We start from the raw sequence: 19898 nt of genomic DNA, 5'->3' as shown, positions 1-19898 counted from the left end.
CTACTCCAAATTACTTGATAGTTTCGCTGTTAGACTTGAAGAAACGGACTTTTTTGCCGTCTTCGAATCTAAAGCCTACACGGTCAGCCTTGCCGGTTGCCGCATTGAAGATTGCAACGTTAGAAACCTGAATAGCAGCTTCTTTTTCAACGATGCCGCCTGGTTGGTTCAGGGCCGGAACCGGCTTCTGATGTTTCTTAACCAGGTTGATACCTTCAACAATGACCTTGCCGGAAGACAGGACATTTTTTACTTTACCGCGTTTACCTTTATCTTTACCGGTTAACACGATAACTTCGTCATCACGACGGATTTTCGCTGCCATGATTCGCTCCTTAGAGTACTTCTGGTGCCAGAGAGATAATTTTCATGAACTTCTCAGTACGAAGTTCACGAGTTACCGGCCCAAAGATACGCGTGCCGATTGGCTGCTCGCTGTTATTGTTCAAAATAACGCATGCATTACCATCGAAGCGAATGACAGAACCGTCAGGGCGACGAACACCCTTCTTGGTGCGCACCACTACCGCTTTCAGCACATCACCTTTTTTGACCTTACCACGTGGAATTGCTTCTTTGATGGTGATCTTGATGATGTCGCCTACGCCTGCGTAGCGACGGTGCGAGCCACCCAGAACCTTGATACACATTACGCGACGTGCACCGGAGTTGTCGGCGACGTTCAGCATAGTCTGTTCTTGGATCATTTTAGTGCTCCGCTAATGTCAACTACTACCTGAGACTCTAAAATCAGAGCCGTTAAAAAGCCCCATATCGAGGGCGCGGCATTATAACACCGCTTCTGCAATATGGGTAGAAAAAATAAACGGCTCATCGCTGAGCCGTTTATTCGTATCGAGAACGGGTACTGTATTACAGAACCGCTTTCTCTACAACGCGAACCAGCGTCCAGGACTTAGTCTTGGACAGTGGACGGCATTCACGGATTTCAACCTTGTCGCCGATACCACATTCGTTGTTCTCGTCATGTACGTGCAGTTTGGTCGTACGCTTGATGAATTTACCGTAGATCGGGTGTTTCACAATGCGTTCGATAGCAACAACGATGGATTTCTCCATTTTGTCGCTAACAACACGACCTTGCAGAGTACGGATTTTATCGGTCATTACGCACCCGCCTTCTCAGTCAGTAAAGTCTTAACGCGTGCAACATTGCGACGCACTTGCTTCAGCAGGTGGGTCTGTTGCAGCTGGCCACTTGCAGCCTGCATACGCAGGTTGAACTGCTCGCGCAGCAGGTTCAGCAGCTCAGCGTTCAGCTCTTCAACGCTCTTTTCACGCAGCTCTTTTGCTTTCATTACATCACCGTCTTAGTTACAAAGGTGGTTTTGATAGGCAGTTTCGCTGCTGCCAGGCCGAAGGCTTCACGGGCCAGCTCTTCCGGAACACCGTCCATTTCATACAAGACTTTGCCCGGTTGGATCAAGGCAACCCAGTACTCCACGTTACCTTTACCTTTACCCATACGAACTTCCAGCGGCTTCTCGGTGATCGGTTTGTCCGGGAATACACGGATCCAGATCTTACCTTGACGCTTAACTGCACGGGTCATTGCACGACGTGCTGCTTCGATCTGACGTGCAGTCAGACGACCACGGCCAACAGCTTTCAGACCGAAAGTGCCGAAGCTAACATCCGTACCCTGCGCCAGACCACGGTTGCGGCCTTTGTGCACTTTACGGAATTTTGTACGCTTTGGTTGTAACATCAGCGACGCTCCTTATTTACGGCCTTTACGCTGCTGCTTTTTAGGTTGAGCAGCCGGTTTTTCCGGTTGTTCAACAGCAGCCATACCACCCAGGATCTCACCTTTGAAGATCCATACCTTAACGCCGATTACACCGTAAGTGGTGTGCGCTTCAGAGGTGTTGTAGTCGATGTCAGCACGCAGAGTGTGCAGCGGTACGCGACCTTCACGGTACCATTCGGTACGTGCGATTTCCGCGCCGCCCAGACGGCCGCTAACTTCAACTTTGATACCTTTAGCGCCCAGACGCATTGCGTTCTGTACAGCACGCTTCATAGCACGACGGAACATAACACGACGTTCCAGCTGAGAAGTGATGCTGTCAGCAACCAATTTAGCGTCCAGTTCAGGCTTACGAACTTCAGCGATATTGATCTGTGCAGGAACGCCAGCGATATCCGCTACGACCTTGCGCAGTTTTTCTACGTCTTCGCCTTTCTTACCGATAACGATGCCAGGACGAGCAGTGTGAATAGTCACACGGATGCTCTTAGCTGGACGCTCGATAACGATACGAGATACAGACGCTTTAGCCAGTTCCTTCGTCAGGTACTGACGTACTTTAAAATCGCTGTCCAGGTTGTCAGCGAATTCTTTGGTGTTCGCAAACCAGGTAGAGTTCCATGGTTTTACAATACCCAGGCGAATACCATTAGGATGTACTTTCTGACCCATTGCTAGTCTCCAGAGTCTCAGCGATCGGACACAACCACAGTAATGTGGCTGGTGCGCTTCAGGATGCGATCTGCACGACCTTTCGCACGCGGCATAATGCGCTTCATGCTTGGGCCTTCATCTACGAAAATTTTCGCGACTTTCAGATCGTCGATGTCAGCGCCATCGTTGTGTTCAGCGTTAGCAATGGCAGATTCCAGTACTTTCTTGACCAATACCGCAGCTTTCTTGTTGGTATAGGTCAGGATGTCCAGGGCCTGCGACACTTTCTTACCGCGAATCAGGTCAGCAACAAGGCGAACCTTCTGTGCAGAAGAACGAGCATGGCGATGTTGAGCTAAAGTTTCCATCTCTTCCTCCTACCTTATTTCTTCTTCGCTTTTTTATCAGCAGCGTGGCCGCGATAAGTACGAGTCGGTGCGAATTCACCCAGTTTGTGACCAACCATTTCGTCGGTAACAAAGACTGGAACGTGCTGACGACCATTATGGACAGCGATGGTCAAACCGATCATGTTAGGAAAGATCGTTGAACGACGGGACCAAGTGCGCAGGGGCTTCTTGTCTCCGCTTTCCACCGCTTTCTCTACCTTCTTCAGCAAGTGCAGGTCAATAAAAGGACCTTTCTTGAGAGAACGTGGCATGGCTTATCCTCTAAAATTATTTGCTACGGCGACGTACGATAAATTTATCAGTACGCTTGTTGCTGCGGGTCTTCTTACCTTTGGTCTGAACGCCCCACGGAGTTACCGGGTGCTTACCAAAGTTACGACCTTCACCACCACCATGTGGGTGATCTACTGGGTTCATCGCAGTACCGCGAACGGTAGGACGAACACCACGCCAGCGTGCAGCACCAGCTTTACCCAGAACGCGCAGCATATGCTCAGCATTGCCAACTTCGCCCAGAGTAGCGCGGCAGTCTGCTTCGACTTTACGCATTTCACCAGAACGCAGACGCAGGGTGACATAAGCACCGTCACGCGCAACGATCTGAACGTAAGTACCCGCGGAACGCGCCAGCTGACCGCCTTTACCTGGTTTCATTTCTACGTTATGAACGGTAGAACCAACCGGGATATTGCGCATCGGCAGGGTGTTGCCTGCTTTGATTGCAGCATCAACGCCAGACTGAATCTGGTCGCCAGCTTTCAGGCCTTTAGGGGCCAGGATGTAACGGCGTTCGCCATCTTTGTACAGAACCAGCGCGATGTTCGCGGAACGGTTCGGATCGTACTCAAGACGCTCAACAACTGCTGGGATACCGTCTTTGTTGCGTTTGAAGTCAACAATACGATAAGCCTGCTTGTGGCCACCACCGATGTGACGAGTGGTGATACGGCCATTGTTGTTACGACCACCGGATTTGCTGTTTTTTTCCAGCAACGGAGCAAAAGGTTTGCCCTTGTGCAGCTCAGGGTTAACCACTTTAACTACGTGGCGACGACCCGGAGATGTCGGTTTACATTTAACAACTGCCATTGTATTACTCCTCCGACTTACTCAGCGCCGCCAACGAAGTCCAGGTTCTGGCCTTCTTTCAGGGTGACGTAAGCTTTTTTCCAGTCGCTACGACGACCGATACGCTGTCCGTGACGTTTAACTTTCCCTTTAACTACCAGGGTGTTAACGACTTCGACTTCGACTTCAAACAGTTTCTGCACAGCAGCTTTGATCTCTGCTTTGGTCGCGTCTTTAGCAACTTTGAGAACGATGGTGTTTGTTTTTTCCATCGCAGTAGACGCTTTTTCAGAAACGTGCGGTGCGCGCAGCACCTTCAGCAGACGTTCTTCACGAATCATGCCAGCATCTCCTCAACTTGCTTAACAGCATCAGCAGTCATTACGACTTTGTCGAAGGCGATCAGGCTAACCGGGTCGATACCAGTCGCGTCGCGTACGTCAACCTTGTGCAGGTTGCGCGCGGCCAGGAACAGGTTCTCGTCCAGCTCACCGGTGATGATCAGCACATCTTCCAGAGCCATGTCTTTCAGTTTCTGTGCCAGCAGCTTAGTTTTAGGCGCTTCTACAGAGAACTTCTCGACAACGATCAGACGATCCTGACGTACCAGTTCGGACAGGATGCTTTTCAGCGCGCCGCGGTACATCTTTTTGTTAACTTTTTGACTGTGGTCCTGTGGACGCGCAGCGAAGGTCACGCCACCTGAACGCCAGATCGGGCTCTTGATAGAACCTGAACGCGCACGGCCGGTACCTTTCTGGCGCCATGGCTTTTTGCCAGAACCAGTTACTTCAGCACGAGTCTTCTGAGCACGAGTACCCTGACGAGCACCAGCTGCATAAGCAACAACAACCTGGTGAACCAGCGCTTCGTTGAAATCACGACCGAAGGTAGTTTCGGAAACAGTCAGCGCGCTCTGCGCGTCTTTCAATACTAATTCCATTGCTATCCCCTTACGCCTTCACAGCTGGTTTAACGATCAGGTCGCTACCGGTTGCACCCGGGACCGCACCTTTAACCAGCAGCAGGTTGCGCTCAGCGTCAACACGTACTACGTCCAGGCTCTGAACAGTTACACGTTCGTTGCCCAGCTGACCTGCCATTTTCTTGCCTTTGAACACTTTGCCCGGAGTCTGGTTCTGACCGATAGAACCCGGAACGCGGTGAGACAAGGAGTTACCGTGAGTAGCGTCCTGGGTACGGAAGTTCCAGCGCTTAACGGTACCAGCAAAACCTTTACCTTTAGAGGTACCGGTTACGTCAACTTTTTTAACGTCAGCAAACAGCTCAACGCTAATGTCCTGACCTACGGTGAACTCTTCGCCTTCAGCAAGACGGAATTCCCACAGACCACGGCCAGCTTCAACGCCAGCTTTAGCGAAGTGACCCGCTTCTGGTTTGGTTACACGGTTAGCTTTTTTAGCACCAGTGGTAACCTGAATAGCGCGGTAGCCATCGTTAGCCAGATCTTTAACCTGAGTAACGCGGTTTGCTTCAACTTCGATTACGGTTACTGGGATAGAAACGCCATCTTCAGTGAAGATGCGGGTCATACCCACTTTTTTACCGACTAAACCAATCATTGTTTCAACCTCTCAATCGCTCGATGACCTGATTAACCCAGGCTGATCTGCACGTCTACACCGGCAGCCAGATCCAGACGCATCAGAGCATCAACGGTTTTCTCAGTTGGCTCAACGATGTCAACCAGACGCTTATGAGTGCGGATTTCGTACTGATCACGCGCGTCTTTGTTAACGTGCGGGGAGATCAGAACGGTGAAGCGCTCTTTGCGGGTCGGCAGCGGGATCGGACCACGGACTTGCGCACCAGTGCGCTTAGCAGTCTCGACGATTTCCGCGGTTGATTGATCGATCAGACGATGATCAAACGCTTTAAGGCGGATACGGATTCTTTGGTTCTGCATGAGACCAGAGCTCCAATTATTTTATAAACGAAAATGATTACTCCTCAAACCCATTACGATTGATGGGAGAGTGTAACCGTTCTTACGTAGCTCCCCAATTGGGAGCATTGTTGAGTAACAAAATGAGTCACTCCGGTTCAGATTGAACCCGCCGTCAATTACGACAAGCCCGCGCATTATACGCATTTACGGAGGTAATGCAAGCCGACTGTGTCGATATTAACCAACCTTTCAACGCTACCCTTTATTGACGATCAATGTCAGCCATCGCCTGCTTTACCCGTGCCCTGAGATCAGCGTTAATTTCTGGTTCCTCTGGCGTTGCTGGTTGTTCATCAATACTCTCTTCAGAAACGCCCTCCTCCTCTTCTTTTAGTACCGGCAAGGGGCGTTTCTTATAGACATAGTGTGCGTCTGACAGAGAATAGTGTTGAGGGGCGGTATCCAGGCGTGACGACAGAGAAAACTCGCTTTTTGTACAATAGCCAGTCAGAACACAGCCAGTGCTGTACATTAGCCATATAAAGACGACCCAAACGCAGCGCCAAAAGGTAACTGGCCTAGCCGAACGGATAAAGAGATCACCACCGCCCTGATACGCTTCATTTTTGTCACTCATATCGTATCCCCATCCTGGTTGAGCTTCGGACTTTCTCCCAGCGCCTGCCAGAGTCGGATAAGTGAGAGCTGTCCCATCACTCCATCCGCTTTAATCTTATGTTGGGTCTGGAACTGTCGGACTTTTTCAGTTAACAGAGGACTCCACTCTCCTGTACCCTCGGCTTCAACACTCAACAGCCGGCTCAGCATCGTATCGAGCCAGATAATATCGTCGGGAGTACTTTTCCTCGTTATGCTCGCGTTACCCTCAGGCGACGGTTTCCACATCCGCGTAGAACTCCCTGTCCATACTGTGCCAAACCATGACTTATCAACGATCCACGTGTTACTGCCGGAAAGTACGGTAAGCGTCTTATCCCCCCCCCCGATAACGACTACCGGCAAAAGGATATTCTCCACCTTCAGCGTGGCTATCCAGGGGAGGCCCTGAAATAGCAGAGCCTCCAGCGCGTCATTACCCGAGATACAGGCCATTCCTGCCCGGTAGGCCTGATCACACCATGCTTCACCTTTGTCTACGTCAAACCCCCACACGTTATAAAGTAAAGCGAGCGATTCATTGGTAGACATAATCTTTGACGTTAATGTCAGAGGAGGAGAGATTGGCCGGGTTGTAGCAACTGACAACAGACTCTCTGGCTGCGGAAGCCAGCGGGATAAAGGTTGAGAAAAATACCTGCCCGCAGTCCCACACAGCGCCGCCACGACGATTAATGCCAGACATGTCCCGCCAGGATGGTGCGTTACGGGTATAGAGCGCAAGGCGGCTTGTTGCAATGCCATCCCGACAACAGCCTTCTGCTTTCCTTCTTTATTACGACGGATAAACTCTCCTGTTCGGGCAACAAGATGGAGATTACCGCGACAGCGGCGCATAATTTTTCTGACGAAATGCTCCGCCAGTACCCCCGATTCTTCAGGCTCTACGTCAGCATGAGCAGCTATGACCTCCAGGCAATCCACCTCGTCCGGGTTGGGTATCTCAAACCATAACGGATGCAATTTCCGCAGGTGGCGCTGCTGACGGCGATGAAATGTCCCGGTTAATAACAAGCGGGCTTTAGGCATTATCGCGACAAAGTCCTGAACCGTTGAAACCAGCCTGTTACCTATTCGCTGGCCATCCTCCAGCACAAACAGCGGTATGCTGTCTTTTCTTTCCCCCATTAAGCCAAGCAGTCCACTCCAGAGAGTGCCAGAGGAGAATACCCTCCCGGTTAAACTGCCCTCAGTTTGGCTATCCGCCAGTACGATCCATTCAAGCTGATATCCTTTACGCGCGAGCGATCCTATCGTCAGGGTACGATGTGCCCACGCATCGATAATACCGCGTGCAAGTAAACTTTTTCCCGACCCCTTTGCACCATGCAATACCAGCCACGGCTCATTAATTAACGCTGAAATAAGAGAGTGCCATATCAGGCGATGCCGGGTAGTATAAAAAATATTGAGCTTATCCATGAATAATGACACATCCTGTTTAATGTCTTTTTCCTAAATAGTGCAAGCTTGCAGCAAATCACTTGCTAGCACCTCGGGCGAATTATATTATCGTTGCCCTTAACAATAAACAGATTGCTTTTTTTAGTTTTACTAAATGATAAATTCATGACAGCTATATTCAGAGCAGTAAATAACAACTCTCTTTATCGCATATTGTGCATCATTATTATATTCATGTGTATTATGGCGTCATTAATTTGCATAAATATCGGATATCTTCGCTGGTCCAATAACTCCTTAGCATTACAAGGCGTAAGAATTATAGATTTAACAACTACATCAACCAAGAAACATAAATGGAATTTATCATCAACCGCATCAGACAATATTGAGATGAGACGTTTAACGAAGAAAGAAGCGTTCCGACTACCTGATATCCGTTTACGCGGTATTATTCATAGCTCAGACGAGTCAACCTCCAGAGCGATCCTGCAGGAAGCAGGAGAGCAGAATGCCTATTCGGTTAATGATGTTTTGAAATCAGCGAATACAATTCATATCAAAGATATCTCTCAAAATCAGGTCATCCTCTCATTCGAGGGGCACGAACAGCAACTCACGTTGCCTTCTGAACTGAGTATGTCTGACGCGTCCCCCGAACAGATTTCGGGTAACGAGCCCCCGTCAAAGATCGCTTTGTCAGAATATATCCAGGCCAGTCCTGTGGAAGATAACCACGCCTTGCGCGGATTACGTCTGTTACCCCGGAAGAATGCCGCATCATTCGCACATACCGCCCTTGAACCTGGCGATATCGCCATTCAGTTGAATAATATTTCACTCACAAAGCGGGAAAACATGACGAAAGCGCTGGATGCGCTTAAAAAGCTTCAAAGAGTTCAATTTACTCTGTTACGAAATTCATCGCCTCTGGTGATTAATGTTGCCGTTCAGCAATTCCAGGAAGGTAAGGAAAATTAAATGGTAAAGATACCTCCTGTCCGGAGAATGAAAGCCCTATCGCTGCTAGTTCTCTTTTCTATCGCAGCGCAACCCGGATATACCGCTGATTACACCGCGAATTTCAATGATGCAGATATTCGAACCTTTGTCAGTATTGTGGGCCAAAACATGGGGAAAACCATTCTGATTGACCCCGATGTAAAAGCGTCTATTTCCGTCAGAAGTGCAGATACGTTTAATGAAGAGGAGTATTACCAGTTTTTCCTGAGCGTACTGAACCTGTACGGGTTTTCACTTATAAGTCTTGATAATGGTTTGCTGAAAGTTGTTCGTTCTGAAAAAGTGAAGACCCTGCCGGGAAAACTTACTAATGGGTCGAGGCCCGGAAAAGGGGATGAACTGGTGACGCGTATCGTTTCGCTGGACAATGTTCCCGCACGTGCATTATCCCCACTGCTGCGCCAAATGTTGGATGGCGGGAACGTGGGTAACGTTGTGCATTATGAACCCTCAAATACACTGATCATTACCGGCAAGGCATCAACCGTTAATCGTCTGCTTGAAGTCGTTAAACGTGTGGATGTGATGGGAGATAAAAAAGAGCAGGTAATCTCCCTCAAATACGCGTCGGCTAGCGATCTGGCGGATGTTCTCAATGACCTGTCGCGTGAGAGCGGAAAAGAGGCCCAGCCTGCCACACTCCAGACGCGAATCGTTGCTGACAAAAGAACGAATGCCCTCATTATCAGCGGATCAGATCGTGCCCGCGCGCGGATTCAACAGCTCGTCTCACGTCTCGACACGCAAGAGCAGGGGCAAGGCAATACTCGTGTCTGGTATTTGAAATATGCCAAAGCGGACAAACTTGTCGAAGTCCTGACAGGTGTTACGCAAAAATTGACTGAGGAGAAAAACGGCGCATCTAAACCAACGAGCAGCAGCGGCAACGGGATATCAATTACTGCCGATGAACAGACTAACTCCCTCGTGGTTACCGCTGACCAGGGTATTCTTCAACAACTGGATGAGGTTATCGCGAAACTGGACATCCGGCGGGCTCAGGTTCTGGTCGAAGCTATCATCGTCGAAGTACAGGACGGTAAAGGCCTGAATCTTGGCGTACAGTGGGCTAACAAAAATGTGGGTGGACAGCAGTTTACCAAAACCGGCCTGCCTATCTTTAATGCCGCGCAAGGCATCAATGAATTTAAAGCAAAAGGCGGCATGACCAGCGACAATCCGGCATACGATCTTTTTAGCAATTATAACGGCCTCGCGGCAGGCTTCTTCAATGGCGACTGGGGCGTTCTCCTGACAGCCCTGAATACCGACAACAAAAACGATATCCTCTCCACGCCAAGCATCGTCACGCTCGATAACAAAGAAGCGGCGTTCAACGTAGGCCAGGATGTTCCTGTGCTTTCCGGCTCCCAGACTACCTCTGGCGATAATATTTACAGCACCGTCGAACGTAAAACCGTCGGCACCAAGCTAAAAGTTACCCCCCAGATTAATGAGGGCGACTCGGTGCTGATGGAGATCGAGCAAGAGGTGTCCAGCGTTGACACCTCGGCGACCTCATCATCGCTTGGGCCGACATTCAATACGCGCACGATCCAGAATGCGGTTCTGGTGAAGAGCGGTGAAACTGTTGTACTTGGCGGTTTGATGGATGATGCAAGTAAACAGGAAGTGTCAAAAGTTCCTCTGTTGGGCGATATCCCATTGATTGGGCAACTTTTCCGCTATACCTCGAATGAAAAAAGCAAACGAAACCTGATGGTTTTTATCCGCCCGACCATCATCAGAGATGATGAGGTGTATCACTCGCTCTCACGGGATAAATACACCGGTTTCAAAGAGATGCAGAAGGAAAGGAGCGACAAGCGCAGCGGCAAACTCATTAATGTCGATGAAATAGAATCACTGGATGACCGGACGTTTAATAACACGCTGGCAGCGCCTGCCGCCAAAAATCCCTTTAGCGGGGAGGCTGTGAAGTGAACCCGTTAGCCTGGAAAAAAGCGCAACGCTATGGCATAGCTATTCAGCAGCAGGAACTGTACTACACGTCCAGTACCACGCTTGAGCATATGCTTGAGGTTGCCTCCATGGCCCGCGACTGCATGCATTTTACCCGGTTCTCTTCGCAGCAATTTACAGAAAAGCTGGAGCAGCTATATCAACCCTCTGGCGGTTCAGCTCAGCTTATTGCCGAAGATATTAATAATTCCGACGATCTGATTGCGCTCTCCGATGAAATCCCTACGAATGAAGATCTGCTCAACGAGCAGTCGGACGCGCCGGTTATCAGGCTCATTAATGCGGTCCTTGGCGAAGCGCTTAAGGAGCACGCGTCAGATATTCATATTGAAGTGTTTGAAAAAACGATGAGCATTCGCTTTCGTGTGGATGGTGTATTGCGCCCGGTGGTTCAACCCAATAAAAAACTGGCCGCGTTGCTCATCTCACGCATCAAAATTATGGCCAAACTGGATATTGCCGAAAAAAGACTGCCTCAGGACGGCCGTATCACCTTAAAAATTGGTCACCGCAACGTGGATGTCCGTGTTTCCACGCTGCCTTCACAGCACGGCGAACGGGTTGTTTTACGTCTGCTGGATAAAAGCAGTCTGCGGCTATCCATTGACAGGCTGGATATGTCAGAGGAGGACATGCGCGCTCTCAGGCACCTTATCGCCCTGCCACACGGAATTATTCTGGTCACTGGCCCCACCGGCTCAGGGAAAAGTACCACGCTGTATGCCCTCCTCTCAGCCCTTAACAGTCCAGAGCGTAACGTACTGACCGTAGAAGACCCTATTGAGTATGAACTGGAGGGCATTGGCCAGACACAGGTGAATAGCCGCGTGGATATGTCTTTTGCGCGCGGGCTACGCGCAATTTTACGTCAGGATCCTGACGTGGTGATGGTGGGTGAAATTCGCGATGCTGAAACGGCTCAGATAGCAGTCCAGGCCTCCTTGACCGGGCATCTTGTCCTTTCAACCCTCCATACTAACAGTGCCAGCGGCGCGGTTACCCGCTTGCGGGACATGGGCACGGAATCTTTCCTGCTCTCCTCATCTCTTGTCGGGGTGATCGCGCAACGCCTTGTCAGGCGTCTGTGCAACCAGTGCAAAACATCGCATCCTCTCACGGCTCGACAACATCAACTGCTGAACACTGAGGGTGTCACCGCGACGCAACTCTGGCAGTCCAATGGGTGCCAGGCCTGTCGCCAAAGCGGCTATCAGGGCCGCCTGGCTATTCACGAACTGTTAGTGATGACGCCTGAGATACGTCAGGCCATACATGCAGAGGTCAATGAGCAGCATCTTGAACAGCTCCAGCGCCAGAGCCATCGTAGCTTACTGGCAAACGGACTGCATGCCGCCACGCTAGGGTTGACCTCATTGCAGGAGGTGCTGCGTGTCACATCCGAAGGGCAGATATCGACGGAGCACGGTGAATGAAATTTCGCTGGATAGCCACGGATTCCAGAGGGAATCGCCATACTGGTGTGAGCGATGCAGATTCCGAGCGGGAGATAATTACCCAGCTTCGAAACAAGTCCCTGTTGCCGCAGTCCATCAAACAGCAGCGGCGAAAGCTGACGTTACGGTGGTTTCCGGCGCGGGTGAGTCATGGTGAACTGACGCTTTTTACGCGTCAACTTGCCACGCTTATGGCTGCGGCGCTGCCACTGGATGAGGCACTCGCCGCGATTCAGCAGCAAAAAGAGAGTAAGAATCTTATCGGCGTGATCGGCTCGCTTCGTCAGGCAGTGCTTGAAGGACAATCGCTTTCCGCCGCGATGCAACTACATCCCAGGGTGTTTGATACGGTTTATTGTACGCTGGTAAAAGCAGGAGAAGCTGTAGGCCAGGCTGGGGCAGTGTTGGAAAGGCTGGCCGATTTTAATGAAGCCCGCCAGCGGATGCATAGCAAGCTTATGCAGGCGCTTATCTACCCCTCCCTTCTGACAATCGTCGCTATTCTGGTGGTGGTGATTCTAATGACTGCTGTCGTGCCCAAAGTTGCGGCACAGTTTATTCATCTCAAGCATGAGTTGCCGCTCACGACCCGAATATTGCTCGCTATCAGCGACTTTTTTTCGATTTACGGCCCCTGGTTATTGGGTCTCTTTCTTGTTGGTGGCGGTCTGTTTTCATACTGGCTAAAGCGGGGGGACAACCGCCACCGCTTTCACCGTCTGCTGCTTCATTTTCGGGGTACTGCACAACTGGTTTGCGCTATCGACAGTGCCCGCTACTTACGAGCCCTCAGTATCCTCAACATTAGCGGCATTCCGTTGCTTCAGGGGATGTCACTTTCAGCGCAAGGCGTGGGTAACCAGGAGATACGTCAGAGGCTGAGTGAAGCCGCCGAGAACGTGCGCCAGGGAAACAGTATCAGCCTGTCTCTTGAGAAAACAGAGATTTTCCCGCCCATGATGCTGTACATGATCGCTTCCGGGGAAAAAAGCGGCCAACTCGGAGAACTCATGCAACGGGCAGCAGATAACCAGGACGTCCGGTTACAGAACCGCATCACGATGACGCTGGCGATTTTTGAACCGTCACTGATTATCGTCATGGCCGCCATCGTTCTCTTTATCGTGGTGGCGGTTATGCAGCCAATTTTACAACTCAACTCATTGATGAACTGAGGAATAGTAATGGAAAAACAAACGCTAAAAACACAACGTGGTTTTACCCTGATGGAGCTCATGGTGGTGATCGTCATTTTGGGTGTTCTGGCAAGCCTGGTGGTACCGAATCTGATGGGCAATAAAGATCGCGCTGACCGGCAAAAAGCGGTCAGCGACATTGTCGCGCTCGAAAATGCTCTGGACATGTACAAGCTCGATAACCATCGCTATCCCACGACAGAGCAGGGTCTGGACGCACTGGTTGATGCCCCGACACTCTCGCCGCTGGCTGAGAATTACAATCCCGAGGGCTATATCCGCCGTCTGCCTGCAGATCCCTGGGGCAATGAGTATGTTCTGATAAGCCCGGGTGAACATAGTGCAATCGATATCAGTTCAACCGGCCCTGATGGTGAAATCGGTACGGCTGATGACATCAACAACTGGAATAACGACAAAAAATCGCACTGACCATGCCTCGGGAAAAAGGATTCACCTTGTTGGAGGTGATGCTGGTGATTGTCATTCTCGCGGCGGCCGCGGCGGGCGTTATAGCCATGCAAAATGAACGTTTAAGCGTGAGCGGAAAACTGCGTCAGCGTGTCGACATGTTCAGACAAACCGTTGATTATGCAGCCGATCTGGCGCTGCTGGAAAAACATGCGGTTGCCCTGCTGGTGACCGAAAAAGGGTGGTTACTTTACGCCCCACAAAAAAGTGCGAGTACTGGCTGGCAATGGAAGGTTATTCAACGTGACGATAACGTATCACTTCAGGGGGAATGGAACGGGCCGACTGGACCCGAACTTATCCCCTCGCCACAAGGCGATACGCCGCAGATTATCATACTACCTGATGGGCAGATAACGCCCTTCACACTGTTATTCAGAAATGCAAACGGTGAAAAAATTCTGCATGTGCGCTGCGCTGGCTTTCTGCCGCTGGATATCACTCAGCTAAAGGTGGCGCAATGAAACAGCAAAGTGGAATGCTCCTGCTTGAAGTGTTATTAGCCATGGTCATCTTTGCCACGGCGGTCATGGGGTTAGTTACCAGCATGCAATGGCAACTCTCCGCTCTGGAGACCCTGAAGCAGAATACGCTGGCACTATGGGTCGCGGATAATCAGTTAATCAAAGCTCACACTTCTCTTTCCACCACGGTGAAGAGCCAGTCATATCTGGAGGGTATATCATTCACCTGGCAGCTCGAAGGTTTTCCCTCCGCTTCTCTGAACCAAATTACCGTGACATCCTCCGGGGGAAAAACGGTACAGCTTTATGCCTGGCTCCCGGAATCAGAGAAGCAAGGGGCTAGCCATGAATAATCATCAGAGAGGCTTTACGCTTCTGGAAGTCATGCTGGCGATTGCGATTTTCTCGGCGCTCAGCTTCCTGGCCTCGATGGTCTTTTCTCAGGCTTCTGAGCAACATCAGCGCGCCCAAAAACTGGCCAATGATTTTCACGCCCTGCAATACACCCTGCTGCTGCTGGAAAATGATCTGATGCAATATGTCCCACGCAAAAATCGCCAGACTCACCAGCCCCTTACGAGCGAGACCGATGAGTTACTCTTCAGCACCCAAATGCGCGATGCGACAACCCCTTTCGAAGCCTCCTTCGTACTTACGACCATACACTGGTATGTCAAGGACGGGACCTTATACCGCGCAGTGCGGTACTCCCCTGACGGGAAAGAAGACAAACCCGCACGTGCCCTGCTGACAAACATCATCCATTTTTCATCTGTACTGTCAGGTGTTGAGGGGAATATGGCATCAACCACGGTAGCCATTACGCTGGAGCGGGAAAACAAGGAAAGTGTTCTTCGTCGTTTTATCTTGCCTGGATGGATCCCAGAGAAGCAACAAACCGACCAGCATCGTGAGGATAAAAAATGAATCCGCAGAAAGGCGCTGCGCTGCTGATTGTGTTAATGATTCTGGCGCTGATGGCAGCACTCGCGGCTGAAATGACTATTAGCTTCCAGGCCCAACTCCTGCGTAGCCGACGTACAAATGCCAGCGTGCAGGCAAAATACGCCCTGCTTTATGCGGAAGGGAAGGCCACCGCCGGTGTGTTAAATCATGATGCTGTAAGGTTAACCGGCAAGGCAGAACTGGATACGAATACTAGCGTAAGCTGGCGTACGGAGGATCGACAACAGTGCTTCAATCTCAACGCGCTGGAGAAGGATCCCGTTGAAGGCATGACTACGCCGCCCCCCTATGAAATCAGCGTATTTCAGGCACTTCTGGATAAGCTGGGCGCAGACAAAAGCCGCACTGAAGAGATAATCCAGTCCGCTGCTGATTATATCGATGCCGACACGTCACCACGGCTGAAAGGGGCCGAAGATGAGTATTATCTGCAAAACGGCGTTCACTTCCTGACGGCGAATCAAATGATCTTTTTACCCACTGAGATTCGCACTCTAAAGGGGATGACGGAACCTCTCTTTAAGAAACTTGCACCTTTTGTTTGTACTGAATTCAGCAGCGACGTAAACATTAATATTAATACCCTTACCGAAGAGCAGGCCCCTCTGCTGGCAGCCCTTTTTCTGAATGATATCAGCACGTCGGATGCAAAAGCCTTGCTAAAAAAACGCCCCAGGGAAGGCTGGAAAACGATCGATGCCTTTCTTTATCAGGCCCAGAAGGATTACAGCGCGGCCAAAGAACATGTAGACACACTCAAAAAATACCTGACCGTTACCAGTCATTATTTTGTGACTACGTCGAGCGCAAGAGAAGGCGAGCTGAGTACAGGGATGAAAACTTACTTTTATTATGACGATAAAAAGAAATCTATCGGGATCTATCTCCGCCAGCTTACGGATGGCGAACATGACGAGTAAAACATCATTTAATACTGCGCGGCTACTCATACGCCTGAACAGCGAGCCAACGTTGCCGGTGGAATGGACCATTTTTGACGACAGCGGCTGTGGAGAAATTCAGTCCCTGCCACGCGAAAAACTCCCTGAGCTTTCCGGGCTTCCTGCCGCCAGGGAAACATGTCTGCTCATTCCTGTTGAAAAAGCAACCTTCCGCACATTTGCTGTTCTGGATGAAAAGGATGAACTGTCCGATCAGCAACTGCACTGGCTAGCCGATGAGACGCTCGACGAGGATGCCCCCACCTTCCACTGGACGTTGCTCTCACGCATGGGAACGACGCTCGCAGTTGTCGGGGTTGATAAAGTATGGCTGCAAGAGGAACTTGCAGTGCTCAGTGCCAACGGGTTTAACGTGACGCAGGCATCGCTGGATGTGCTCTGTTTACCAAACATAGAAAACGGTTGGTCGATACTGAAAGAGGAAGATACCTGGCTTATCAGGACTCACGAAGGTTACGTCTCGCGCCTGACTGGAGCCTGGCTTACTCATCTCCTGCTGCACTTTCCTCCCCGACAACTTATACACTACGGCGAATTACCCGGTCCATATGCAGACGCCGCTGAAAAACCGGCATGCCATATCATGTTGCTTTATCCAGATGCGGAGATCATCAATTTATTGCATGACAGCGTGCGTCCCCCTGCCGCGTTTTCGCCCGGGACATCACGCCTGCAACGTATCGCCCTCTGCTGTGTTGTTCTGGCCGCGGCGATTGCACTACTGACTCAGCTATTCTCCTGGTGGCAACTTCATCAGGTGGAAGTGCAGCTCAGGAATAACCTGACCCAGCAATGGCAACGCTATATTCCCGAAAACCGACACAGTAATAATCTGCGATCCTACCTGCCAGCACAGTTACGGCAGCGTTCACCCGCACCGTTAACGCTTCTGTTTCGTCTGCAGTCCAGTCTGGCTCGTTTCCCTGACATCGCACTTGAAGGAGTGAGCTATAACCCGCAGCAAAAATCCCTGCAACTTTTTCTTTATGCCTCTGATGAAAACCACGTACGGCAATTTATCAAAGAGAGCGCATTGGGGTTTTCTTTAACGATAGACAAACATGAACAAGGAAAGTGGACGTTACGCAATGATTAAACATGCGATGAACAACTTCAGGCAAAAACCTGTTAATGAACAACGGCTCATCATGATACTGGCAATATGTAGCCTGATGATACTTTTCTGGTTTGGCCTCTATCAGCCACTTGATCAGTCAATTAATACCCTGCAGTCGCGTTGTGAACGCCTCCGCGACGATGCGGAATGGTTCCGCAAACAGGTTACCACAGCGGGTCTTTTGCCGGAAAACAAACCGGCCGGTAAAACGGGCGATCTCATCAGGAATAGCCTAAAAAAAGCGAAGCTGGTCGCAACGGTACAGCAGGGTAACGGAGGCGAAACGAGCGTCTCCGCCACTAACATGAAAATGGAAAGCTTCGTGCTCTGGCTCGAAGAGATACAAATCAGTTACGGGCTACACGTCATGGACCTGGAATTTCATGCCAACCCCCAAGGGGCCGACTCGATTACCCTCACACGTCTCACCATCGGGATGAAGCGGAATGGATAGTATGCTTGCCCTGCTCTTTCTGATTATTGGGTTACTGGCAGGCAGCACCATGGGGATGGTCACCTGGCGGCTACCCATAATGATCGTGCAACAGCCTAACGCTGACGAAGCATTTTCCCGCTTTAATTTATGGCTACCAGCGTCACACTGCTGTCACTGCCGCATACCTCTGATGTGGCATGACAATATCCCACTCTTTAGTTGGCTGCGGCAAAAGGGAAAATGCCGTCACTGTGGACAGTCTGTCTCATGGCGTTATCCCTTGCTCGAAGCCAGCTGTGCGCTTATGGCTCCTCTCTGCTACGCCCTTCACCCTAACAATCTAATGCTGGTTTCCGGTCTGTTACTTTACTTCTGGTTCGCACTGGCACTCAGTGTCATTGATTTACAACACTTTTTATTGCCCGATAAACTGACCCTGCCCTTATTGTGGCTTGGGTTGCTGTTTAACCTGATGACGGGAGTCGTTCCCTGTAAAGATGCCATTCTTGGGGCGGTGGCGGGCTACCTCACCCTGTGGCTGCTTTACTGGATAGTCTGGCTGATATGGCGCAAAGAGGGTCTCGGCTACGGGGATTTCAAATTGCTGGCAGCAATGGGAGCCTGGACCGGTTGGCAGAATCTACCAACGATCCTCTATATAGCATCCATCGCAGGGGTCCTCGGAGGGCTGGCGTGGTGGATGAAAAAAAGGCAGTTTACTGGCGCTCTCCCGTTCGGACCTGCGCTGGCATTAAGTGGCTGGGGCTACTTCTGCTGGGCTACCTTGTGAGTGAGACAGGAAGGCATAGCACCTTCCTGTCATCGTTACTCTTGTTCGCGAATTTGTGCCTGCAGGTAGTTCTGGATACCAAGCTTTTGGATAAGATCCAGCTCGGTTTCCAGCCAGTCGATATGCCCTTCTTCATCGGCCAGAATCTGGATCATCATATCGCGGCTAACGTAGTCATGGACGCTGTCTGCGTAGGCAATAGCTTCGCGAAGGTCTTTTGCGCCTTCAAGTTCAAGTCTGAGATCGGATCGCAGCATCTCTTCAACATCTTCACCGATGCCGAGTTTACCGAGGTCCTGCAGGTTGGGGATGCCTTCGAGAAATAAAATACGCTCGATATATTTATCGGCATGTTTCATCTCATCGATGGATTCGTGATACTCAACGTCGTTGAGGCGCATGAGGCCCCAGTTTTTAAACATTCTCGCATGGAGAAAATACTGATTGATTGCGACAAGCTCATTTCCCAATAATTTATTGAGATAACTTATGATTTTAACATCACCTTTCATTATATAGTCCCTCCGCTTCCACTCATTGAAGCGTAGATCGGGCTACAGGGATGTCAAAAAAAAGATGGGCGCTTACGCGATCTCTTTGTATTCCGGGATCTGCATCAGTTCATCCTGCATGATTTCACGCGCTGCGCGTACGCATTTACCGCATTGATTTCCCACTGGAACAAACTTGCGAAGTTGCTGGAAGGACTGTGGCTGAAACTGGCGAACGGCCTGACGTATTTTTTTGTCACTCACACCATTACATAAACAAACGTACATAAAGACTCCCGTTCAAAATATGCGCAAAGTGTAAGTGAGAATGGTTATGATTACAATAGCACAAACGCCAGTATACGGGGCGGGAGCAAACAAAAAATGCGAAAATTTGTGACAAGTACACACGCTAAGAAAACAAAAAAGGACGCCGAAGCGTCCTTTTTTTATTCGGGGATAATTAATTAGCCCAGAACTTTAGCAACAACGCCCGCGCCAACGGTACGGCCGCCTTCACGGATTGCGAAACGCAGACCGTCGTCCATCGCGATTGGGTGGATCAGAGTCACAACCATCTTGATGTTGTCGCCTGGCATTACCATCTCTACGCCTTCTGGCAGTTCGATGGTACCGGTCACGTCAGTTGTA

Annotated in this window: 29 protein-coding genes and 1 pseudogene; 12 read left to right on the top strand and 18 right to left on the bottom strand. The window is 50.3% G+C overall.

What is annotated here, in order from left to right; genetic code table 11:
* Positions 1–10 precede the first annotated feature (10 nt).
* From rplX to AX755_RS25845, 15 genes are all read right to left on the bottom strand, one after another.
* Entirely contained in the window at positions 11–325 is a 315-nt protein-coding gene (gene rplX / locus AX755_RS15465; RefSeq protein WP_000729185.1) for a 50S ribosomal protein L24, read from the bottom strand.
* Positions 326–335: 10 nt separating this feature from the next.
* The gene (rplN, locus tag AX755_RS15460; RefSeq protein WP_002919748.1) at positions 336–707 is read right to left on the bottom strand and encodes a 50S ribosomal protein L14; all 372 of its coding nucleotides are present in this window, start codon (positions 705–707) and stop codon (positions 336–338) included.
* 166 nt (positions 708–873) lie between these two features.
* Entirely contained in the window at positions 874–1128 is a 255-nt protein-coding gene (gene rpsQ / locus AX755_RS15455) for a 30S ribosomal protein S17 (RefSeq protein WP_008503489.1), read from the bottom strand.
* Positions 1128–1319, bottom strand: coding sequence for a 50S ribosomal protein L29 (gene rpmC, locus AX755_RS15450; protein ID WP_013099027.1), 192 nt, complete (start codon positions 1317–1319; stop codon positions 1128–1130). The genes rpsQ and rpmC overlap by 1 nt, the downstream gene beginning before the upstream one ends.
* Positions 1319–1729, bottom strand: coding sequence for a 50S ribosomal protein L16 (gene rplP / locus AX755_RS15445; RefSeq protein WP_002919759.1), 411 nt, complete (start codon positions 1727–1729; stop codon positions 1319–1321). Before rplP ends, rpmC begins: the two co-directional genes overlap by 1 nt.
* Positions 1730–1741: 12 nt before the next feature.
* Positions 1742–2443 carry a 30S ribosomal protein S3 gene (gene rpsC / locus AX755_RS15440; protein WP_000529945.1) on the bottom strand — a complete coding sequence of 234 codons (702 nt, stop codon included), beginning with the start codon at positions 2441–2443 and terminating at the stop codon, positions 1742–1744.
* A gap of 17 nt (positions 2444–2460) precedes the next feature.
* Positions 2461–2793 (bottom strand): 50S ribosomal protein L22, encoded by a 333-nt coding sequence (gene rplV, locus AX755_RS15435; RefSeq protein ID WP_002919773.1) that lies wholly within the window; start codon positions 2791–2793, stop codon positions 2461–2463.
* A 14-nt stretch (positions 2794–2807) separates the two neighbouring features.
* On the bottom strand, positions 2808–3086 hold the full coding sequence (rpsS, locus tag AX755_RS15430) for a 30S ribosomal protein S19 (protein WP_001138117.1): 279 nt from the start codon (positions 3084–3086) through the stop codon (positions 2808–2810).
* A gap of 16 nt (positions 3087–3102) precedes the next feature.
* Positions 3103–3924 carry a 50S ribosomal protein L2 gene (gene rplB, locus AX755_RS15425; protein WP_000301859.1) on the bottom strand — a complete coding sequence of 274 codons (822 nt, stop codon included), beginning with the start codon at positions 3922–3924 and terminating at the stop codon, positions 3103–3105.
* A gap of 17 nt (positions 3925–3941) precedes the next feature.
* Positions 3942–4244, bottom strand: coding sequence for a 50S ribosomal protein L23 (rplW, locus tag AX755_RS15420; protein ID WP_000617546.1), 303 nt, complete (start codon positions 4242–4244; stop codon positions 3942–3944).
* A complete protein-coding gene (gene rplD / locus AX755_RS15415) occupies positions 4241–4846 on the bottom strand; it encodes a 50S ribosomal protein L4 (protein WP_000424395.1) in 606 nt (201 codons plus the stop codon). Before rplD ends, rplW begins: the two co-directional genes overlap by 4 nt.
* Before the next feature lie 10 nt (positions 4847–4856).
* A complete protein-coding gene (rplC, locus tag AX755_RS15410) occupies positions 4857–5486 on the bottom strand; it encodes a 50S ribosomal protein L3 (protein WP_003863274.1) in 630 nt (209 codons plus the stop codon).
* A gap of 32 nt (positions 5487–5518) precedes the next feature.
* Positions 5519–5830, bottom strand: a complete 312-nt coding sequence (rpsJ, locus tag AX755_RS15405) for a 30S ribosomal protein S10 (protein ID WP_001181005.1) — start codon at positions 5828–5830, stop codon at positions 5519–5521.
* Between the two features lie 244 nt (positions 5831–6074).
* The gene (locus AX755_RS15400; protein ID WP_062857042.1) at positions 6075–6449 is read right to left on the bottom strand and encodes a hypothetical protein; all 375 of its coding nucleotides are present in this window, start codon (positions 6447–6449) and stop codon (positions 6075–6077) included.
* Positions 6446–7912 (bottom strand): peptidoglycan-binding domain-containing protein, encoded by a 1467-nt coding sequence (locus tag AX755_RS25845; protein WP_062857041.1) that lies wholly within the window; start codon positions 7910–7912, stop codon positions 6446–6448. The genes AX755_RS15400 and AX755_RS25845 overlap by 4 nt, the downstream gene beginning before the upstream one ends.
* Before the next feature lie 147 nt (positions 7913–8059).
* Here AX755_RS25845 and gspC point away from each other — a divergent pair, with 147 nt between their 5' ends.
* Genes gspC through AX755_RS25940 form a run of 12 tightly spaced genes read left to right on the top strand, consistent with a single transcriptional unit; the run spans position 8060 to position 18756 of the window.
* On the top strand, positions 8060–8875 hold the full coding sequence (gene gspC, locus AX755_RS15390) for a type II secretion system protein GspC (RefSeq protein ID WP_073971460.1): 816 nt from the start codon (positions 8060–8062) through the stop codon (positions 8873–8875).
* Positions 8876–8902: 27 nt separating this feature from the next.
* Positions 8903–10861 carry a type II secretion system secretin GspD gene (gene gspD / locus AX755_RS15385; RefSeq protein WP_082824529.1) on the top strand — a complete coding sequence of 653 codons (1959 nt, stop codon included), beginning with the start codon at positions 8903–8905 and terminating at the stop codon, positions 10859–10861.
* Positions 10858–12333 (top strand): type II secretion system ATPase GspE, encoded by a 1476-nt coding sequence (gene gspE, locus AX755_RS15380; RefSeq protein WP_062857039.1) that lies wholly within the window; start codon positions 10858–10860, stop codon positions 12331–12333. Before gspD ends, gspE begins: the two co-directional genes overlap by 4 nt.
* Positions 12330–13529: a type II secretion system inner membrane protein GspF gene (gene gspF, locus AX755_RS15375; RefSeq protein WP_062857038.1), complete on the top strand. Its 1200-nt coding sequence runs from the start codon at positions 12330–12332 to the stop codon at positions 13527–13529. Before gspE ends, gspF begins: the two co-directional genes overlap by 4 nt.
* A gap of 9 nt (positions 13530–13538) precedes the next feature.
* On the top strand, positions 13539–13982 hold the full coding sequence (gene gspG / locus AX755_RS15370) for a type II secretion system major pseudopilin GspG (RefSeq protein ID WP_062857037.1): 444 nt from the start codon (positions 13539–13541) through the stop codon (positions 13980–13982).
* Between the two features lie 2 nt (positions 13983–13984).
* Positions 13985–14485, top strand: coding sequence for a GspH/FimT family protein (locus AX755_RS15365; protein ID WP_062857036.1), 501 nt, complete (start codon positions 13985–13987; stop codon positions 14483–14485).
* Positions 14482–14838: a type II secretion system minor pseudopilin GspI gene (gspI, locus tag AX755_RS15360; protein ID WP_062857035.1), complete on the top strand. Its 357-nt coding sequence runs from the start codon at positions 14482–14484 to the stop codon at positions 14836–14838. The genes AX755_RS15365 and gspI overlap by 4 nt, the downstream gene beginning before the upstream one ends.
* Positions 14831–15412 carry a PulJ/GspJ family protein gene (locus AX755_RS15355; RefSeq protein WP_062857034.1) on the top strand — a complete coding sequence of 194 codons (582 nt, stop codon included), beginning with the start codon at positions 14831–14833 and terminating at the stop codon, positions 15410–15412. Before gspI ends, AX755_RS15355 begins: the two co-directional genes overlap by 8 nt.
* A complete protein-coding gene (gene gspK, locus AX755_RS15350; protein WP_062857033.1) occupies positions 15409–16371 on the top strand; it encodes a type II secretion system minor pseudopilin GspK in 963 nt (320 codons plus the stop codon). The genes AX755_RS15355 and gspK overlap by 4 nt, the downstream gene beginning before the upstream one ends.
* The gene (gspL, locus tag AX755_RS15345; RefSeq protein WP_062857032.1) at positions 16361–17509 is read left to right on the top strand and encodes a type II secretion system protein GspL; all 1149 of its coding nucleotides are present in this window, start codon (positions 16361–16363) and stop codon (positions 17507–17509) included. Before gspK ends, gspL begins: the two co-directional genes overlap by 11 nt.
* On the top strand, positions 17475–17984 hold the full coding sequence (gene gspM / locus AX755_RS15340) for a type II secretion system protein GspM (RefSeq protein WP_082824526.1): 510 nt from the start codon (positions 17475–17477) through the stop codon (positions 17982–17984). Before gspL ends, gspM begins: the two co-directional genes overlap by 35 nt.
* Entirely contained in the window at positions 17977–18756 is a 780-nt protein-coding gene (locus AX755_RS25940) for a prepilin peptidase (protein WP_073971458.1), read from the top strand. The genes gspM and AX755_RS25940 overlap by 8 nt, the downstream gene beginning before the upstream one ends.
* Positions 18757–18791: 35 nt before the next feature.
* On the opposite strand, the gene bfr is transcribed toward AX755_RS25940, so the two are convergent.
* The 3 genes and pseudogenes from bfr to tuf all read right to left on the bottom strand — a co-directional run.
* Entirely contained in the window at positions 18792–19268 is a 477-nt protein-coding gene (gene bfr, locus AX755_RS15330; protein WP_062857029.1) for a bacterioferritin, read from the bottom strand.
* A 72-nt stretch (positions 19269–19340) separates the two neighbouring features.
* On the bottom strand, positions 19341–19535 hold the full coding sequence (bfd, locus tag AX755_RS15325; RefSeq protein WP_008503493.1) for a bacterioferritin-associated ferredoxin: 195 nt from the start codon (positions 19533–19535) through the stop codon (positions 19341–19343).
* Between the two features lie 179 nt (positions 19536–19714).
* Positions 19715–19898 (bottom strand): annotated as a pseudogene (gene tuf / locus AX755_RS15320) (elongation factor Tu); the annotation flags it as partial.

This window comes from Enterobacter sp. SENG-6, assembly GCF_001605945.1.
In the GTDB taxonomy this organism is placed as follows: Bacteria; Pseudomonadota; Gammaproteobacteria; order Enterobacterales; family Enterobacteriaceae; genus Enterobacter; species Enterobacter cloacae.
Note: the sequence above shows the minus strand (reverse complement) of the source record. Positions and strands in the feature narration are given on the sequence as shown.